The following is a 15806-nucleotide window of genomic DNA, read 5'->3' as shown; positions in this document are numbered from 1 at the left end:
TAAATTAAGCTTGGGTTGAACTGGCGTTATCGGCTTTTCTTACGGTTTGAATTGCCGATTTTAAAACCTCGATTTTTACATTTTCTGCCACTTTGATAACAAGAGTTTTATCCTTGCGATTAGCCACCACGCCCACTATGCCCCCTGCCGTAATCACTTCATCCCCCGTATCGATGGATTCCAACATTTTTTGATGGTCCTTAGCTTTTTTCTGTTGAGGACGAATCAGAAGAAAATAAAAAACCACGATCATCAACAAAATCGGAACGAAACTTGTCCAGCCTGGCGCGGTAGGTTGCGTGCCGGGAGTGGTTGAGGGAGGGGGTGCCATTAATAAATAGTGCATCATAATATGTTGTCCTTAATTTTTAGATTGAAAAGTTGATACAAAATTTTTCCGAAAAGCGTCAAATCGCTCTTCACGAATCGCCTTTCGAATTTGTCTCATAAGTTCTCCATAGAAATGTAAATTATGCAGGCTGACCAAACGCAACCCCAGAATTTCTTTCGCTTTCAATAAATGGCGAATGTAAGCCCGAGAAAAATTTTGACAAGCATAACAGTGACAATCTTTTTCAATCGGATTCGTGTCCTCAGTAAACTCGGCATTGACCAAATTCAAAAGACCCGTAGCAACAAAAGCCGTTCCATTACGCGCCAACCGCGTCGGCAACACACAATCAAACATATCCACACCGCGCGCCACCATCTCAACCATTTGATGTGGCATGCCTAATCCCATCGCATAACGCGCATGGGTTGTGGGCAGATGAGGTGTTGTCGCTTCCACCGCCGCAAACATTTCCGGTTGCGGCTCGCCCACGCTCACTCCACCAATCGCGTAACCATCAAAACCTAACTCAATCAAACGTTCTGCGCATTCTTGACGCAAATCCGTATAAGTGCCGCCCTGCACAATAGCAAAATGCAAGCGATCGGCAGTGGGCGAAGAAGGTAAATTTCCTGAAACTAAATATTCTTTAGCTTGCTCTGCCCATTGCAAAGTGCGTCGCACGGCTTCTGCTACAACACTTTTTTCCGCAGGACAGGGCGGACATTCGTCAAACAACATCGCGATATCGCTACCCAGAATGGCTTGAATATCCAGTGCTTCTTTCGGCCCTAAAAAAAGTGGCGTGCCATCGACATGACTTTGAAAATGCACGCCGTGCTCAGTAATTTTTCTTAATTTGGCTAAACTAAAAACTTGAAACCCGCCGCTATCAGTCAAAATCGCCCCATTCCAACTATTAAAACGATGCAAGCCACCAACCGTGTGGAAAACTTTTAATCCAGGACGAATAAAAAGATGATAAGTATTGCCTAAAATAATCGGAAATTGCATTTCCACCAATTCGCGAGGTGAAACCGCTTTCACGGAACCCTGCGTGCCTACGGGCATAAAAACAGGCGTTTCAATCACCCCATGCGCCGTGGTCAACTGACCCAGCCGCGCACCGCCATCGGTTTTAAGAAGTGAAAAAGCTGACATGAGAAAAATCGTCACGATAGGTCGAAAGAATGAAAAATAAAGATTAAAGCGATCAGTTTTTAGTAAATAGCAAAGCAAAAATAATCACTAAGCAATGTAGAGCAAGGGTTCAAGCTTTTTACCTAACTGCTTATCCTGCTGTATCCTACGTCTCAAAGAGCAACTATAAGAAAATCTAATACATTGTATAAGAGTTACTTATAGTTAATTTTCACAGTTTTTTTCTTGCTAATTTTCTGTGTGGGAGTCATTTTTGGTGTCATGAAAAAACAAATCATTCTTTTTTGTAGTTTTATTTTTGCCATCGCCGTTGTTCGTGCCGCAGATTTGACAGTAACGGGTAATTTGGATGTGCAGGGCAATGTTTTGAATTTGGGTTCGTGGCAGGGGCAGACTAATGAGGCGGGGGTGAGTTTGAATTACACGGATTATCCGGATGATGAGTATGGGGAGTTTCGCTTTAGTTTGAATCGACCGACGGCCGGTTGGACTTGGGAAAGGTGGAATGGCAATAATAGTTGGTTGCCGATGATGCGGTTGGATGTGGATCATTCGTTGGTGCTTTATGATTCTTATGGTCAGTGGAAGGTGTGGTTGGTGCCGGGTGGGAACAATTCTGTGTTTCAGAATTCTTTGACGGTTAATGGTAATAATAGTGTGATGCCTAATCAGTCGCTTTCGGGTGATGGCAGTATTCTGACTAGGAAGTTGGGTGATGGGCGTTATGTGGCAAAAGGAACAGATAAGACGGCTTTGGGTTATGCCACGGCGACGGGTTTTTCTGCGTTTGCGGCGGGCAACCAATCTTTGGCAAGTGGAGGAGCCGCTGTAGCGTTGGGAGAAAAGACGATTGCAAGTGGGGATTTATCTTTTGCGGTGGGAGGTTTTGCTACGGCTAGTGGTTATGGTTCTGTAGCGATGGGTGAAACGGTTACAGCAAGTGGTGAATCGGCTTTTTCTTTGGGTTTAGGCACGATTGCTCAAGGCATGAGTCAAGTGGTGGTAGGTCGTTATAATGTGGCTCAAGGTTCTGCCGAAGATTGGGTGGCTACCGATGATTTGTTTGTGGTGGGCAATGGTGTCACGGGCAACCAACGTTCCAATGCGTTCACGGTGAAGAAGAATGGAGATGCAGTGGTGAAAGGCAATGCCACGGTGAAAGGCTATAGCTATTTTAATGATATTAATACCGATAACATTAGCGCAGAAGGCGATGTGATGGTTTCAGGTGTGACTGAGATGATGAGTAGCGCTTATGTTGGTGGAGATTTGCAGGTGAATGGCAAACTTTATTTGCAACCACAAGGCGATATTCCGATGGGACAGTTTAAGTAAGAGGTGACTAGTAACAGGCAACGGCTATTAACCGCAGAGAACGCAGAGTTTCGCAGAGGAAAATAAAAAAAGAAAAAGTTTAAGATTTTTAAGAAAATGAAGTTTAAAGTTTTAAAGATTTTCTCCGCGCTCTCTGCGACCTCCGCGGTGCAATGGTGTTTGGTTTTTTTGTTTGTCAGTTTGGTTAGTGCCGCTGCGGTTCCCAAATGGTGGATTACGCGCGGGGTGATTAATACCAATTTGGCTGCTGACAATTATGGACCGGTCAATGTGGGACAGCTCAAGCATGTGGCTTTTCAGGCGGCTTTGGAGTTGGAGGAGAAGCTCCCTAATGGCGCGGGGGATTGTTTGGATTTGGTGGAGAGTTTTTCTAAGACCAATGGTAATTATGCTCCGGTCAATCAAGGTCAGTTAAAATATGTTGCTCAGTTTTTTTATGATCGGTTGATCCAGGAAGGGTATACCAATAGTTATCCTTGGACGACTAATAAGGATGATGATGCGAATTTTGCTTTGGTGAATCAGGGTCAGTTGAAGTTTGTTTTCAGTTTTGACCTGGATAAGTGGAAGCCTAAGCCTCCGAATTGGGTGGATGAGGATAATGATGGGTTGGATGATGGTGTGGAGGTGGTGTTGTGGGGTGATTTGGAGCAGCAAGGGGCGGATGATGATGCCGATGGGGATGGGGTGTCTAATGGTCAGGAGGCTCAGGATGGGACGGATCCTTTGGATCCCAATCCGCCGCCTAATCCCGATGATGTCCCGAGTTATGCGGTGGTTGATTTTGGGTTGGAAGGAATGGGATTGAAGGTTAATGAGGTGGGTGATTTGGTGGGAAGGCAAGGGGCTATTTATTTTACTCTTCATAAAGGGCAAGTCGATTATTGGCCAGGTAATAGGGTTTATGATTTGAATGAGGGAGGCGATATTTTGCTGTGTCCTAAACAAGGCGATGTGAATTCAAGCATTGTTAATTTGGAGAGTGGTGAAGCCATTGAGTTGGGTGAATGGAATTCGCCGAAGGTGCCAGAGGCCATTTTGCAAGATCCGCATATGCTGAGTTATTCTTATCAGGGGTTGAAAAGCAAGCGGGCTTATGCGATGAATGATTCGCGTCAGACGCTAGGTTTTGCGATAGCTCAGTGGCAGTATACTTATTGGTATTATGATGAATATCAAAATTATAAAGAAGCAACCGCGAATTATAGTGAGGCAATTCCTATGTTTTGGACCCCGCAGGCGGGTATGAAAATTGCTTTTGCTCCGGAGTATCAGTTTTGGATGGATAGTCAGGAAGGTTTTAGTATCAATGCCCAAGGGGCTTTTGTGGCCGGTTGGTATGCGCATGTGGAAGGGAATCAAACTGTGGATAACTGCCAGTATTGGGCTAGTGCAGGAGCTTCGGCCCAGTTTCTTGGCGCGTTAGATGCGGGTTTTTCGATTAATAACCAGAATCAGATTGCGGGTCAAAAGAAGGATTGGGCACTGTTAGTCGGCGCGGGTGGTGGGGGTGGTTTTGTGTTGGGTGGCGGTTATGCCACCAGTGTTAATGATAAAGAGGAAACGCTCATTAATGATTCTCAAGGCAATGCCTTTATGTTTCGCAAAAATCCTGAATCGCAAGTTTATGAAAAGTTTCCCGTGACTCAAACTCTTCCCGACGATAATGGCTGGCAGATTACCTGGGCCAACGACATTAACAATGACGGCGCTATTGCGGGTCAAGCTATCATGGATGGCGCACCAAAAGCCGTCGTGATGCTGCCGGTGGAATTAAAACAACTCAATCGTCCCACTTCCCAAGACACAACAGATATGGGAGAAAGCGAAGAAAAAATCATTAAAGCCCACGGGCCGGATAACGTGGCTTACATCACTGGCAAACCGCAAATGCCAAAATTAGAAGCGCGCATTGGCAAAGGTTCTTTTACGGGTATGATGGTAGAATGGCGCATGGAAATTAAAACAGAACGCCCCGAACGCAATACCAAAGATGATATGAATATTCCTGAAGACGGAACCATCGAAATTCCTATGAGCGAGCCTTGGAAGATTTATGATTCTTTTACGGGTAAGGCGGAATTCGTCGGTGGCAAGTGTACGCTTTATTATCACATCAAAGATGCTCAAGATAACTATCTCGGCCCAGAGCAAAAATTTGAGTTCAAAATCCGTGGCAAGAATCCGAGGGATGCCGAAGCGAAGAGCCATATTGTATCAACTCAGGGAGAATATAAGTATGCGTGGGCGATGGTGCAGCATGAGAGTCGTGGGACGACTAGCGATCATGTTTATAATCAGTTTAACGCTAATGATCCACCTAAAGAACAGCCAAACTATGGGCCACCGGATGGTTGGGGTATTGCGCAACTTGATAAGCCATTAGAAGTCACGGCAAATACAAAAGAGGTTTATAGTTGGAAAGAAAATATCGATAAATTTTATAAGGAGTTGAAGCAAAAGAAAACATTAATGGAGCATTTTTTTATAGCAGTTGCTGCCAAATGGCCCAACGATCAAGACGCGAAAAAACCTCCTAATGATTGGGTGCATCCCGGAACAACAACACATATGTCAGCTCTCGAAGCTGGAACTGTGACGCTTTATAATGGAGGTGAGGGATGTCCTACCTTTATCGTTGATGGAGTTAACTGCAGCATTCCTTGGGACTTTAATCCTAATCGCAGCCCGAAATGGCTTTATCATCCTAACTCGAAAAATTATCTCTACAAAGTTCTTCAAGAATATGAAGAAAAAACCGCAATAACCGAATGAAAACTAAATTTTCTATCTTTATCCTGAGCTTGTTAATAATTCAGAAGTCGTTTGCAACCACTGATCCAGTAAGAGATTTTCTTCACTCACCTCATCCTTCTTTTTTATCAACCCACCCCAGTAATTTTTTTAAAAGCGACAGATTGCTGCGTATCGATATTGATCTTAACAATGATGGGAAAAAAGAAATGCTCCTCTCTTTGTCACGAGATATAGATGGACATCAGGGAAATATATGGAAAATCCATCAGAAAATTAATGGTGAGTTTGAATATGTAGGGGAGATGACATTTCATGAAAATCAATTTTATATAGGGCATATAGATGAGTTGGGACAATATGGACTTGTCTGTTTTGGCCCGGGGGGAGGGGGGACAGGTAATTTTAATGCATATTTATTTGACGGGGAAAAAATAACTGAAACAATATTTGCGCGAATCGAACGCAATGAAAAAACATATAAATTTGAAGATAATGTGCTTTTAAAAAAGCGCGAGCTTTTCAAGAAATATCTCGACGATAAAATGGTTCGCGGGAAAGATATAATTCAAGAAATTCCAATTCAAGAACTCGCAAAAAGATATGGCTTAAGGGTTGATCCACTCACTTATGAACAAGCATTGGACGAAGAAATGGCGAGGGAATCAAAAACCAATGCACAACCAATTCCGAGCTCTAAATAGTAGTAAATTTGAATTCAAAATCAGAGGCAAGAATCCCAAGGATGATGAAGCGAAAAGTTATATAGAAAATCACCAAGAACAATTTTGGTATGCCTGGGCCATAGCAAAACACGAAAGTCGTCAAGGAAACCAAATTTATAATCAATTTAATTCAGGCGGTGATGGCCCCGGTAATCTTGAGCTTCCAAACTGGGGTGACCCAAATGGCTGGGGAGTATTTCAACGAGACGACACCGATGAAGGTATTTATGTGGATACTAAACAAGTTTATAGTTGGCAAGAAAACAATACAGTTGCGATTAAAGAACTGACGGACAAGAAAAAAGGTGTCGATCAATATCTTAACCAAATCCAACAACAATATACCAATCAATTTGTTGAACCACCTCTTTTTGATGTAAGTGCCCAAATGGGTGTTACTGGTTTTCCCGTCGCTGCAAATTATAATGATGGTCACACAGTAACTGGTAGAGATGGTTTGACGATTACTTTATATAATGGTGGTTATTATGTGTGGCTAAAATTTATTCCTAACGAACCCGATCCCCAAAAAAGATGGCAATTTAAACCCAAGAATGCACCCAAAGCTAATGAACCTTATGTTACAAAAATCATGGAAGAATATAGAAAAAATTAAATATGAATCTTTTTAAAAACACAATCGCTGTAGTAATTATCACATTAATATTTAGATTTGTTACACAAGCAGTTGAGATTACAGACCCAATAGCTGATTATTTAGTCCGTTCACAAGAAATTCTTTTGGGCCGCTTTGAGCGTCGCTACTATCTTAGCGATAAAGTTTATCGTTTTGATATTGATTTAAACAATGATAGTAAAAAAGAAGTTCTTGTGTCTTCGTCATTAGATCGAGATGGGAAGCAAGGTAATTTGTTTCATGTTTACAAACAGGTCAAGAATGGAGTTAACCATGTAGGACAAATACTTCTTTACCCTAATGGTTTTTATCTCGGAAGGATCGATGAAATTAATGCTTATGGAATTATAAAATGGGGAACTGCAGGTGGTGGAACAGGAGGATATACAGCATATATCTTCGATGGAGAAAAAATTATAGAAAAAGACCTTGGCTATATCCGGCGCAATGAAAAAACATATGAGCTGGAGGGCAAGGGAATCGAGATAGCAGCCAAATATTTTACATCCGTATCTGATACGATTGTAGATAAAGTAGAGCGTCTAAGAGCGGAACGAGGCTATAAACCAAACCGTTCCGCCTTTGTTTCTTCCGCAAAAGAAATAGGATCCGATGAATTATCGCGAAAGTATGGCGTAAGAGTTGACCCACGAACCTATGAACAAGCTCTAGATGATGAAATGGCAAAAGAATCCAAAACTAATACTGCACCAATTCCTGGTTCTAAGTAAAAATAAATAAGTTTTAGATGACTGAAAAACATTTGAAAAAAATAATTATTTTGGGCATTTTCTTTTTTAAAATAGCTTTTGTCAAAGCTGTAGAAATGCCGCATCAAGATCAGATTTTTTCCGTTGCCACTTATACAATATCAACCAACAATTATATATCCTGTAATTATATTTTTTCTGCACTTCCTTTCTATAAAAGGCTTCCAGCTAAAGAAAATCCTCCCTGGGCAAAATATGCTCATGATCAACGAGGGGTGATTGTGTTAAAAGATAAAAGCGTTCTATTTTTTACGACTCAAGATGCACATTATTTAGAAATCTTCGATTTTGAAAATCATACCTCAGCTTATTATTTGCCCAAGTTACCGTCCAAACGAAAGAAATGTCCCCAATTTGATATGGACATTAATGACCTTCCTTTTCCAACTCCAGAAAATGTATTTTGTGTCGCTACTTTTCCATGGAATAAATCAAGTAATTATACTTCTCAGTCACTCATTGAAGCGCTTCCAAGCTTCCACCCATCAAGTGCTTATCCCAAAAGTTGGCAAAACGCTTCGAGAGAAAATAAACCTCTCAATGGAGTATTGGTTCTTAAAAGTCGAGCTGTCCTAAAATGGTTTGCTTGGGATTCATCTGCCATAGTATTCGAGAATTATCGTGTAAACACATATTTTGTTAGAGATAAAAAATGAAAATAAATCTTTTGGAAAGGCTTTATATATGTTTACGGGGTCGACTCTTGATTATTGATGAAATAAGACAAGTTGGAATCAACTAAAACTTGCCGGCGAATGACCTGCCCGAAATGCTGCGCAATCGCTGCAGGCGGGCGCGAATAGGTTCGAAAATTACTGACTGCTGAGGGATGCGAAAATGGTACAGGTAAAATATTTGCATGATTAGGGGAGATTAACAGGTAGTTTTAAAATTTATACCTTTGGTATAATGAGTGAACAATTTTGTTTATTACTTAATTTAAGTTATTTATTTATAATAACTTGATATTTTATAAATTTTCAGAAAAAGTGGGTTTTAAAGCTGTCTTTTATTCTCAAAGATTTCACTGATTTTCACATATTTACGTTAATATATAGGCGAGGTTAAGATGGGGTAAGTTGGCTGAGAACGGATTTTGCCCGCGAATCACTTGCTCGAAATGCTGCGCAATTGCTGCAGGCGGTCGCGAATAGAGATCCCGTCCACGCAACTGCTGGGAAGGGGATAACAGGGGGTAGTGTCAAGTTTTGAGGATCACAGAAATAGGGAATGGATTTGCGTGGCAATCTGTCAACTGATGGATCAGCGTATGAAAAACGGTTGTTTTGATGGGGCATTGACATTCGGGGTGTTGAGATTTACAAGGAAGCATGCGAATTTGGCTTGGAATTTTGTTGGCGACTTGGGTTGCAAGTTCTGTTTTGGCTCAGGAAGAGCGAGAGTTGAGTTTTTCGGATTTGAGAAAGATGCCGGAAGTGGCTCCCTCGGGCGGGTTTTCTTTTGGTAAAATCGCTGAATATGTGAATGATCCTGAGGTTACGCCGGTGAGTGATGATAAAAGTTTACGTTTTGAAAGGCGTTATCACAATTTTGGGGCGGTGACTCAGGCTCAGCGGCGCGCGAAACGGGGCCATTATTTTTATGTGAATTGGCATACGAAAGAGAGAGTAAGCAATGTGAAGGTGCGATTGGAATATCGCCAAAAAAATACGAAGGATAAACTTTATTTTTTAGAGGTTCCTTTTTCCGATGCGAAAGGTTGGCAAAAAGCGGTTTTTGAAATTGTGGGTGAGGCTTATTTTACGCAAGGGGTGGTGACTTCGTGGCGGGCATTGATTATGCAGGGGGATCAAATCATGGCGGAACGGAGGTCGTTTATTTGGTGATAAGTAACGGGTAATGGGTGACTGGTAACTTGTCACGAGTCACTTATCACAAGTCACCGGCCACTGTATAAATTATGTTTGAGTTGATTCAGCGCGGCGGTTTTTTGATGTGGCCTATTTTAATAGCCAGTGCAGTTGCGTTGACTATTTTTTTTGAGCGTTGGCTTTTTTTTCGGCGTCAAGATTTGAAAGCGGAAGAGTTTTTGGCGGGCATTATTAATCTGGTGCAAAGGCGTCAATATCAAGAGGCTTTGGATCGTTGTGAGGAGGCTTATGGGCCTGTGGCTCAAGTGGTGCATGCTGCGATTAAGCATCACAACTTGCCCAAATCGGAGTTGCGGGAGATTGTTCAAGAGGTGGCTCAGTTGCAGATGCCGCGATTGGAGCAGCATCTTTCGACTTTGGCAACTTTAGGTTATTTAACGCCTCTAATTGGTTTGTTGGGAACGATTACAGGGATGATTTCGGTTTTTATGACCATGCAAGCCAAGTCCGGAACGGCTACGGCTGGGGATTTATCGGGAGGCATTTGGGAAGCTTTGCTTACTGCAGCGGCGGGATTGTGTGTGGCCATTCCTACGTATGCAGCGTATAATTTTTTGGTGACGCGGCTTAATCATTTCATGCGCGATATGGAGCGAGCGGGGATCGAAATAGTTCAAGCGCTTTCGGAAAAAGGAGTTCGTTCCGAACAGGAAATTCAAAAACAAAATAGGGAAGTTTCTTTGGCTTCTTCCTCCCTGTGAAATTATCCACTTCCATTTCCATTGTAAAAGGGCCGTTGGATGTGGTGCCTTTGGTGAATGTTGTGTTTTTGTTGTTACTTTTTTTTATGTTAAGTTCAGTTTATCTCACCCAACCGGGCGTGCCGGTAGTGTTGTCCGAAGCGATTTTGGGATCGGCGACTTCTGCGAATCGGCGTGTGATTACTTTAGCGGCTAATGGTGAAGTTTATTTTGATGATCAAAAACTAGCATGGGAGCAAGTAGGCGAGGCATTGCGTCGTTATAATCAAGAAAATCCTAACGCAGCGCTCATTTTAAAGGCCGACGTTTCTGTAGCTCACGGTTCAGTAATGTATGTGATGCGCGAGGCGCTCATGAATCACATCGAAGTCGTTTTAGCGACGCAAAAAGAGTAATCATGGCGAAAACACACGAGCATTCTTTTTTCCATTTTGGCCATTGGAAATTGCCACAGCATGGTCGTTTGAGTTTATTATTTTTATTTTTTTTAGCATTACACGGAATCGCTTTGTTAGAGTTAAAAGTCCAACTGCCTGCAACGCAATTTCCTTCAGTTCCTAAGATTCCAACGGTAAGCGCTTTTTTTGAAGGGTCCGATTTGTTTTTGGGACAGGATATTGCTTTTCAATTGCGATTTCAGGATCCGAGTGTGATTGCTAAGCCTACTTTGTCGAATTTGCCTTCGGATATGCGGTTAGCTTTGTTGCCATTATCTCTGGAAAGTGAATTGAAAACTTTGTCGCCTCGCCAGTTATTGGAGCCGGGCGATCAAGCAAGTTTGCCGGAACAAGCTGAAACGGCTTTGCAAATTCCTTTGGCTGCTTCATCGCAAATGGAAAAAAGCAAAGAGCCCATTCGCACTGTAGAGTTGGGAGCGATTGTGATTGGTGAAGAATTGAAATCGCGATTTTCGGGTTTGATGCCTGCTTTGAGCGCGCAGGCTACGGATCGTCCTCTTTTGCCTACGGTAGTGCGCGTTGGCGTTTCTGCTCAGGGAGTGGTCGAGAGCGCTTTAGTTGAAAATTCGTCGGGCAATATTGGAGTGGATGAAGAAGCTGTGAAATTAGTGGGACAACTGCGATTTGCTTTGGATCCAGAAAAAAAGATAGTTTGGTCGACTTTGACTTTTTACTGGCCGCAAACTCCGCTTTCTTCGGAGGATAATCCATGAGTTTACCGCAAGTTTTTCATTTTTATTTGCTAGGGTTTTTGGCAGTGGTAATTCTTTTATGGATTAGGGAAAGCATTCGGCATTTTTTAAGAAGAAAAGAAAATCAACAAAAAGGAAAATGTCCTGTTTGCGCTGAGCCTTGGCGAGGTGATGAAAACGTTTTTCAAAATCGTTGTGAACATTGTGGCGCCCGACTTATTTTTCATCATCATTAATTTATGAACGAGCTTACGGTTTTAAAAGCGATTGAAAAACGTCGATCGGTCCAACATTTTAAGTCTGATTTACTGCCCGACACACTTTTGAATGCTTTAGTGGATGCCGCAGCAGAAGCGCCGAGCTATTGGAACTTGCAACCTTGGCGCGTGGTTTTAGTAATGGGCGATGCGCAAAGGAAGAAGTTGAGTGCTGTAACTCGACATCAAACTCAAATTCAAGAAGCGCCTGTGATATTTGTTTTTACGGCTTCGCTTCAAGGATGGAAATCGGTATTGACCCAAATTTTAGAAACTGCGCAAGCGACAGGGGCATGGTCTCAAGAGATGGCCGATGGGGCAAAATCAGAGGCTTTGGCTTTTCAAGAAAAAATGGGAATTCGCCAGAGAGAGTTTGCTATTAAAGATGCCATGATTGCGGCAGCGCATGTGGCTTTGGCTGCGGAGAGTTTTGGATTGGGGAGCTGTTTTTTGAATGATTGGGAGGAGGAAGAGGTTAAGAAAGTGATTGGCGCTGAAGATCGGAATGATATCGTAATTGCAACGTTATTGTCAGTGGGATATGCTTCTGAAACTAGGAAGCATCCGGGGCGTTTGCCGCGCAAAGAACTTTTTTTTGTGGATGATTTAAAAACATCCTACCAATTTTCTCCCAAGCATCTTCGTAGTCCACGTGAGAAGGCGTTTGGGTTAGTGCATTTGCCGCGATTGATTGATAAAGTGCGGTTAGCCACCAAAAATCAGTTGCCCGGTTACAATTTTATTTCGGTGGGATTTGATCGTCTTTTGCTTGATCTTTTGAAAGTAGATTCAACCCTGTTTATTGAAGTGGTTAAAGAAGCTGCTAGCGACGATGAAATTTATGAATGGTTGAAGAAAAAGGCGAAGCCTCTTTCCGAGGATGAAAAAGAAACCTTTAATCGGAGATTGCTGGCTGTGGGGCCATCGGATTCAGCGCGTTTATCGCGGTTTCGTTATTTATTGGATTCGACGGATCCCAGTCGTCATGATGTAAAAAGTTTTATAGAGTTAATCGATTTAATGGAGGGTAGAATTTAATGAAACGTGAACTTTCAGAAAAATTATTTGCCGAAGCGTTGAATTATATTCCCGGTGGGGTGAATTCGCCTGTGCGCGCTTTTCGCGCTGTGGGTGGAAAACCGTTTTTTGTGCAGCATGCGGAAGGGGCTTATGTGTTCGATGTGGATGGTAATGATTATGTGGATTATGTTTGTAGTTGGGGACCCAATATTTTGGGGCATGCGGCCAAGTCGGTAGTGCATGCAGTCAAGCAAGCTGCGGAAAAGGGTTTGAGTTTTGGCATTCCGAATCCTTATGAAGTGAGCTTAGCTAAAAAAATTATCGAATGGGTGCCCTCGATTCAAAAAGTGCGATTTTGCAATAGTGGCACCGAAGCGACGATGTCTTGCATTCGTTTGGCGCGGGGGTTTACCAAACGGGAAAGAATTATTAAATTCGAAGGCTGTTACCATGGTCATGTGGATTCGCTTTTGGTGGCTGCCGGTAGTGGCGCTTTGACATTAGGAAGGCCCGATAGTGCAGGAGTGCCACAAGCTTTGGCGGAATTGACGACGGTGTTGCCTTTTAATGATTTGAAGTTGGTAGAAAAAGTTTTTATCGAACAAGGCAAGGAAATTGCGGCGATTATTTTGGAGCCGATTCCAGCGAATGCGGGTTTGTATTTGCCTCGATCTGGTTTTTTAGAAGGATTGCGAAAATTATGTTCGCAATGGGATGCGCTTTTAATTTTTGATGAGGTCATGACGGGATTTCGTTTGGCTCGCGGTGGGGCGCAAGAAATTTATGGTGTGACACCTGATTTGAGCGCGTTTGGTAAGGTGATTGGTGGTGGTTTACCCGTAGGCGCGTTCGGTGGGCGCTCGGATATTATGGATTATTTGGCGCCAGATGGGCCGGTTTATCAGGCGGGAACTTTGTCGGGAAATCCTTTGGCTATGGCGGCAGGTTTGGCGCAATTAAAAGAATTAGAAGCAAGTCATGGGTTCCGACGTCTTAATGAGTTGGGATCCGAATTTGCTGAAAGTATGAATGAACTTTTAAAACAGTTAGGAGAAAAAGGGAAAAGATGTCAGTTTAAACAAATAGGGTCTATGTTTTGTCTCTATTTTTGCGAGCAAGAGATTCATAATTTAACCGATGCGAAGCGTAGTGATACCAAGGCGTTTGCTCGGTTTTTTCATGCAATGTTGGAGCAGGGAATTTATTTGGCGCCGTCTCAGTTTGAAGCAGGCTTTCTTTCTATGGCGCATGGAGCCAAAGAAATGGAAAAGACGCTGCGCGCGGCGCGTCAAGCTTTGGAAAAGATTTAAAGTAATGAAGATTGGTAGTTTAATTATGTTTTTTTTGAGTGCGATTTGTGTTTCGCGCGCTGAAGAGATTTTTCCGGTTTCCCAAATTAAAGCCGGAATGAAGGGGACAACTTATACGGTTTTACAAGGTACGAATATTGTGCCGTTGGAAACAGAAGTTTTGGGAGTTTCGGAGGATTATTTGGGACCGGGCAAGGATTTGATTATCGCTAAATTAGTAGATGAGAAAACGAAATTAACGGGTGCGGTTCATGGCATGAGCGGAAGCCCTTTATATATTGAGGGAAAATTGGCCGGAGCACTTTCGCGAAGAATTGCTGTGTTTGAAAAGGATGGACATTGTGGATTTACTCCCATTGCAGATATGCTGGTAGTGAATCAAAAATCTAAGGATGTTAAAACAGTTTGGCATCCTGAACGTTTTTTCCCTGGTTATTCATGGCTACAAAATGATGAAAAAAGTGGTTGGCTTTCTCTACCTTTGAGCATGAGTGGTGTTTCGGGTTATGCTAAGAAAATAATGGAAAAAATTTGGGAGGGTTCCGGTTTTTTTATGGCGGCAGGTGGTGGTGGTGGCAGAGGACAATCGCAGCGGGGGACTGAACTGTTGCCGGGGGCGCCGGTTTCAGTGGCTTTTTTGACGGGCGATTTGCATATGGCGGGAACTGGAACGGTCACTTGGCGGCAGGGAGATCAGCTTTTAGCTTTTGGTCATCCTATGTTTGGTTGGGGTGATGTTGAGTTGCCATTATGCGAAGCGGAAATTATTAGCACAATTCCGAGTTATTATATGCCTTTTAAGTTGGCGAATGTTCGTCGAACGGTGGGAACCTTGACTCAGGATCGTCTTTCGGCAGTTGGCGGGGTTGTAGGGCCTGTGCCGACTTTGCCTCGTTATCGCGTTACGGTGCAATGGGAAGATCAGCAGCCGAAAATCTATGAAGGTAATTTTGTTTCGCATGAACTTTTTACGCCGGCAATTTTGGCCAGCTTGGTGGGCAGTGTTTTATTGGAGAATGATGAGGCGAGTGCAAAATGGTCAGTTGCTTTGAAAGGGCAATTAGGTCTTAAAGGTCATGAACCTTTGAATTTTGACGCTTTTTCAAGCGGTGATGAAAGCGATGCAATGGGTTTGATTTTTGGTGTGGCGCAACGTGTAGGGGATTTGTATGGGCAACGTTTGGAGAAAGTGGAGCCTGAATTTTTTGATGTGAATTTGCAAGTGAAACCTAGCGAATCGGTGTTTACTGTGGAGTCTGTCCAAATCGAACCGCAACGACCGGAGCCGGGACAGGAAATCAAGGTGCGTGTGATGTTGCGACCTAAGTATGGCGAAGTTTTACAGAAGAATTTCTCTTTTGTTTTACCGGATAAGTTTAATCATGATGATGATGTGACGTTGCAAGTTGCTAATGGTCAGCTTTTTTATCTAGAAGATCAACAAGATGCTAGTTCCTTAAGACGTTTTCCCTTTTGGCCTGGGAATGATGGCTCGGATAAGGCTGATTCATTGAGGGATTTGTTGCGGCAATGGAATCAACAACGCAGCGCCAATGAATTGGTTGTTCGGTTGTTGTCGCCTGAGATGGGTATGCGTTTTCGCGAGAAACGGTTGGAGAATTTGCCGCCTTCGGTGATGAGTGTATTAGCTAATGCCGATAGCGATTCTTCCCCGATTTTTTCAAGTCGAGTTATGGAAGAAAGCACAAGATTAGATGGAGAGATTACAGGAAAAACAGGAATCACTTTTACAGTAAAATGAT

The 15806-nt window shown here is 42.8% G+C and carries 16 protein-coding genes; 14 read left to right on the top strand and 2 right to left on the bottom strand.

Going from position 1 to position 15806, the window contains the following annotated elements:
• Positions 1-4: 4 nt before the first annotated feature.
• Complete coding sequence (yajC, locus tag K1X66_00720; protein ID MBX7156896.1) at positions 5-349, bottom strand: preprotein translocase subunit YajC; 345 nt, start codon at positions 347-349, stop codon at positions 5-7.
• Between the two features lie 12 nt (positions 350-361).
• Entirely contained in the window at positions 362-1492 is a 1131-nt protein-coding gene (tgt, locus tag K1X66_00715; protein ID MBX7156895.1) for a tRNA guanosine(34) transglycosylase Tgt, read from the bottom strand.
• A gap of 240 nt (positions 1493-1732) precedes the next feature.
• Between tgt and K1X66_00710 the strand changes: the two genes are divergently transcribed.
• The 14 genes from K1X66_00710 to K1X66_00645 all read left to right on the top strand — a co-directional run bounded on the left by K1X66_00710 (position 1733) and on the right by K1X66_00645 (position 15805).
• Positions 1733-2827 (top strand): hypothetical protein, encoded by a 1095-nt coding sequence (locus tag K1X66_00710; protein MBX7156894.1) that lies wholly within the window; start codon positions 1733-1735, stop codon positions 2825-2827.
• A gap of 96 nt (positions 2828-2923) precedes the next feature.
• The gene (locus tag K1X66_00705) at positions 2924-5602 is read left to right on the top strand and encodes a hypothetical protein (protein MBX7156893.1); all 2679 of its coding nucleotides are present in this window, start codon (positions 2924-2926) and stop codon (positions 5600-5602) included.
• Positions 5599-6285: a hypothetical protein gene (locus K1X66_00700; protein ID MBX7156892.1), complete on the top strand. Its 687-nt coding sequence runs from the start codon at positions 5599-5601 to the stop codon at positions 6283-6285. Before K1X66_00705 ends, K1X66_00700 begins: the two co-directional genes overlap by 4 nt.
• Positions 6212-6922 carry a hypothetical protein gene (locus K1X66_00695; protein ID MBX7156891.1) on the top strand — a complete coding sequence of 237 codons (711 nt, stop codon included), beginning with the start codon at positions 6212-6214 and terminating at the stop codon, positions 6920-6922. Before K1X66_00700 ends, K1X66_00695 begins: the two co-directional genes overlap by 74 nt.
• A gap of 2 nt (positions 6923-6924) precedes the next feature.
• Entirely contained in the window at positions 6925-7674 is a 750-nt protein-coding gene (locus K1X66_00690) for a hypothetical protein (protein MBX7156890.1), read from the top strand.
• A 17-nt stretch (positions 7675-7691) separates the two neighbouring features.
• Positions 7692-8369: a hypothetical protein gene (locus K1X66_00685; protein MBX7156889.1), complete on the top strand. Its 678-nt coding sequence runs from the start codon at positions 7692-7694 to the stop codon at positions 8367-8369.
• 675 nt (positions 8370-9044) lie between these two features.
• Positions 9045-9560: a hypothetical protein gene (locus tag K1X66_00680; GenBank protein MBX7156888.1), complete on the top strand. Its 516-nt coding sequence runs from the start codon at positions 9045-9047 to the stop codon at positions 9558-9560.
• A 74-nt stretch (positions 9561-9634) separates the two neighbouring features.
• On the top strand, positions 9635-10306 hold the full coding sequence (locus tag K1X66_00675; protein MBX7156887.1) for a MotA/TolQ/ExbB proton channel family protein: 672 nt from the start codon (positions 9635-9637) through the stop codon (positions 10304-10306).
• On the top strand, positions 10303-10701 hold the full coding sequence (locus K1X66_00670; protein MBX7156886.1) for a biopolymer transporter ExbD: 399 nt from the start codon (positions 10303-10305) through the stop codon (positions 10699-10701). The genes K1X66_00675 and K1X66_00670 overlap by 4 nt, the downstream gene beginning before the upstream one ends.
• 2 nt (positions 10702-10703) lie before the next feature.
• Positions 10704-11477, top strand: coding sequence for an energy transducer TonB (locus K1X66_00665; GenBank protein ID MBX7156885.1), 774 nt, complete (start codon positions 10704-10706; stop codon positions 11475-11477).
• Positions 11474-11692: a hypothetical protein gene (locus tag K1X66_00660; GenBank protein ID MBX7156884.1), complete on the top strand. Its 219-nt coding sequence runs from the start codon at positions 11474-11476 to the stop codon at positions 11690-11692. The genes K1X66_00665 and K1X66_00660 overlap by 4 nt, the downstream gene beginning before the upstream one ends.
• A 3-nt stretch (positions 11693-11695) precedes the next feature.
• The gene (locus K1X66_00655; protein ID MBX7156883.1) at positions 11696-12751 is read left to right on the top strand and encodes a DUF5069 domain-containing protein; all 1056 of its coding nucleotides are present in this window, start codon (positions 11696-11698) and stop codon (positions 12749-12751) included.
• Entirely contained in the window at positions 12751-14043 is a 1293-nt protein-coding gene (gene hemL / locus K1X66_00650) for a glutamate-1-semialdehyde 2,1-aminomutase (GenBank protein MBX7156882.1), read from the top strand. The genes K1X66_00655 and hemL overlap by 1 nt, the downstream gene beginning before the upstream one ends.
• Before the next feature lie 4 nt (positions 14044-14047).
• Positions 14048-15805 (top strand): hypothetical protein, encoded by a 1758-nt coding sequence (locus K1X66_00645; GenBank protein ID MBX7156881.1) that lies wholly within the window; start codon positions 14048-14050, stop codon positions 15803-15805.
• Position 15806: the final 1 nt, after the last annotated feature.

Source organism: Verrucomicrobiia bacterium (assembly GCA_019694135.1).
In the GTDB taxonomy this organism is placed as follows: Bacteria; Verrucomicrobiota; Verrucomicrobiia; order JADLBR01; family JAIBCM01; genus JAIBCM01.
Note: the sequence above shows the minus strand (reverse complement) of the source record. Positions and strands in the feature narration are given on the sequence as shown.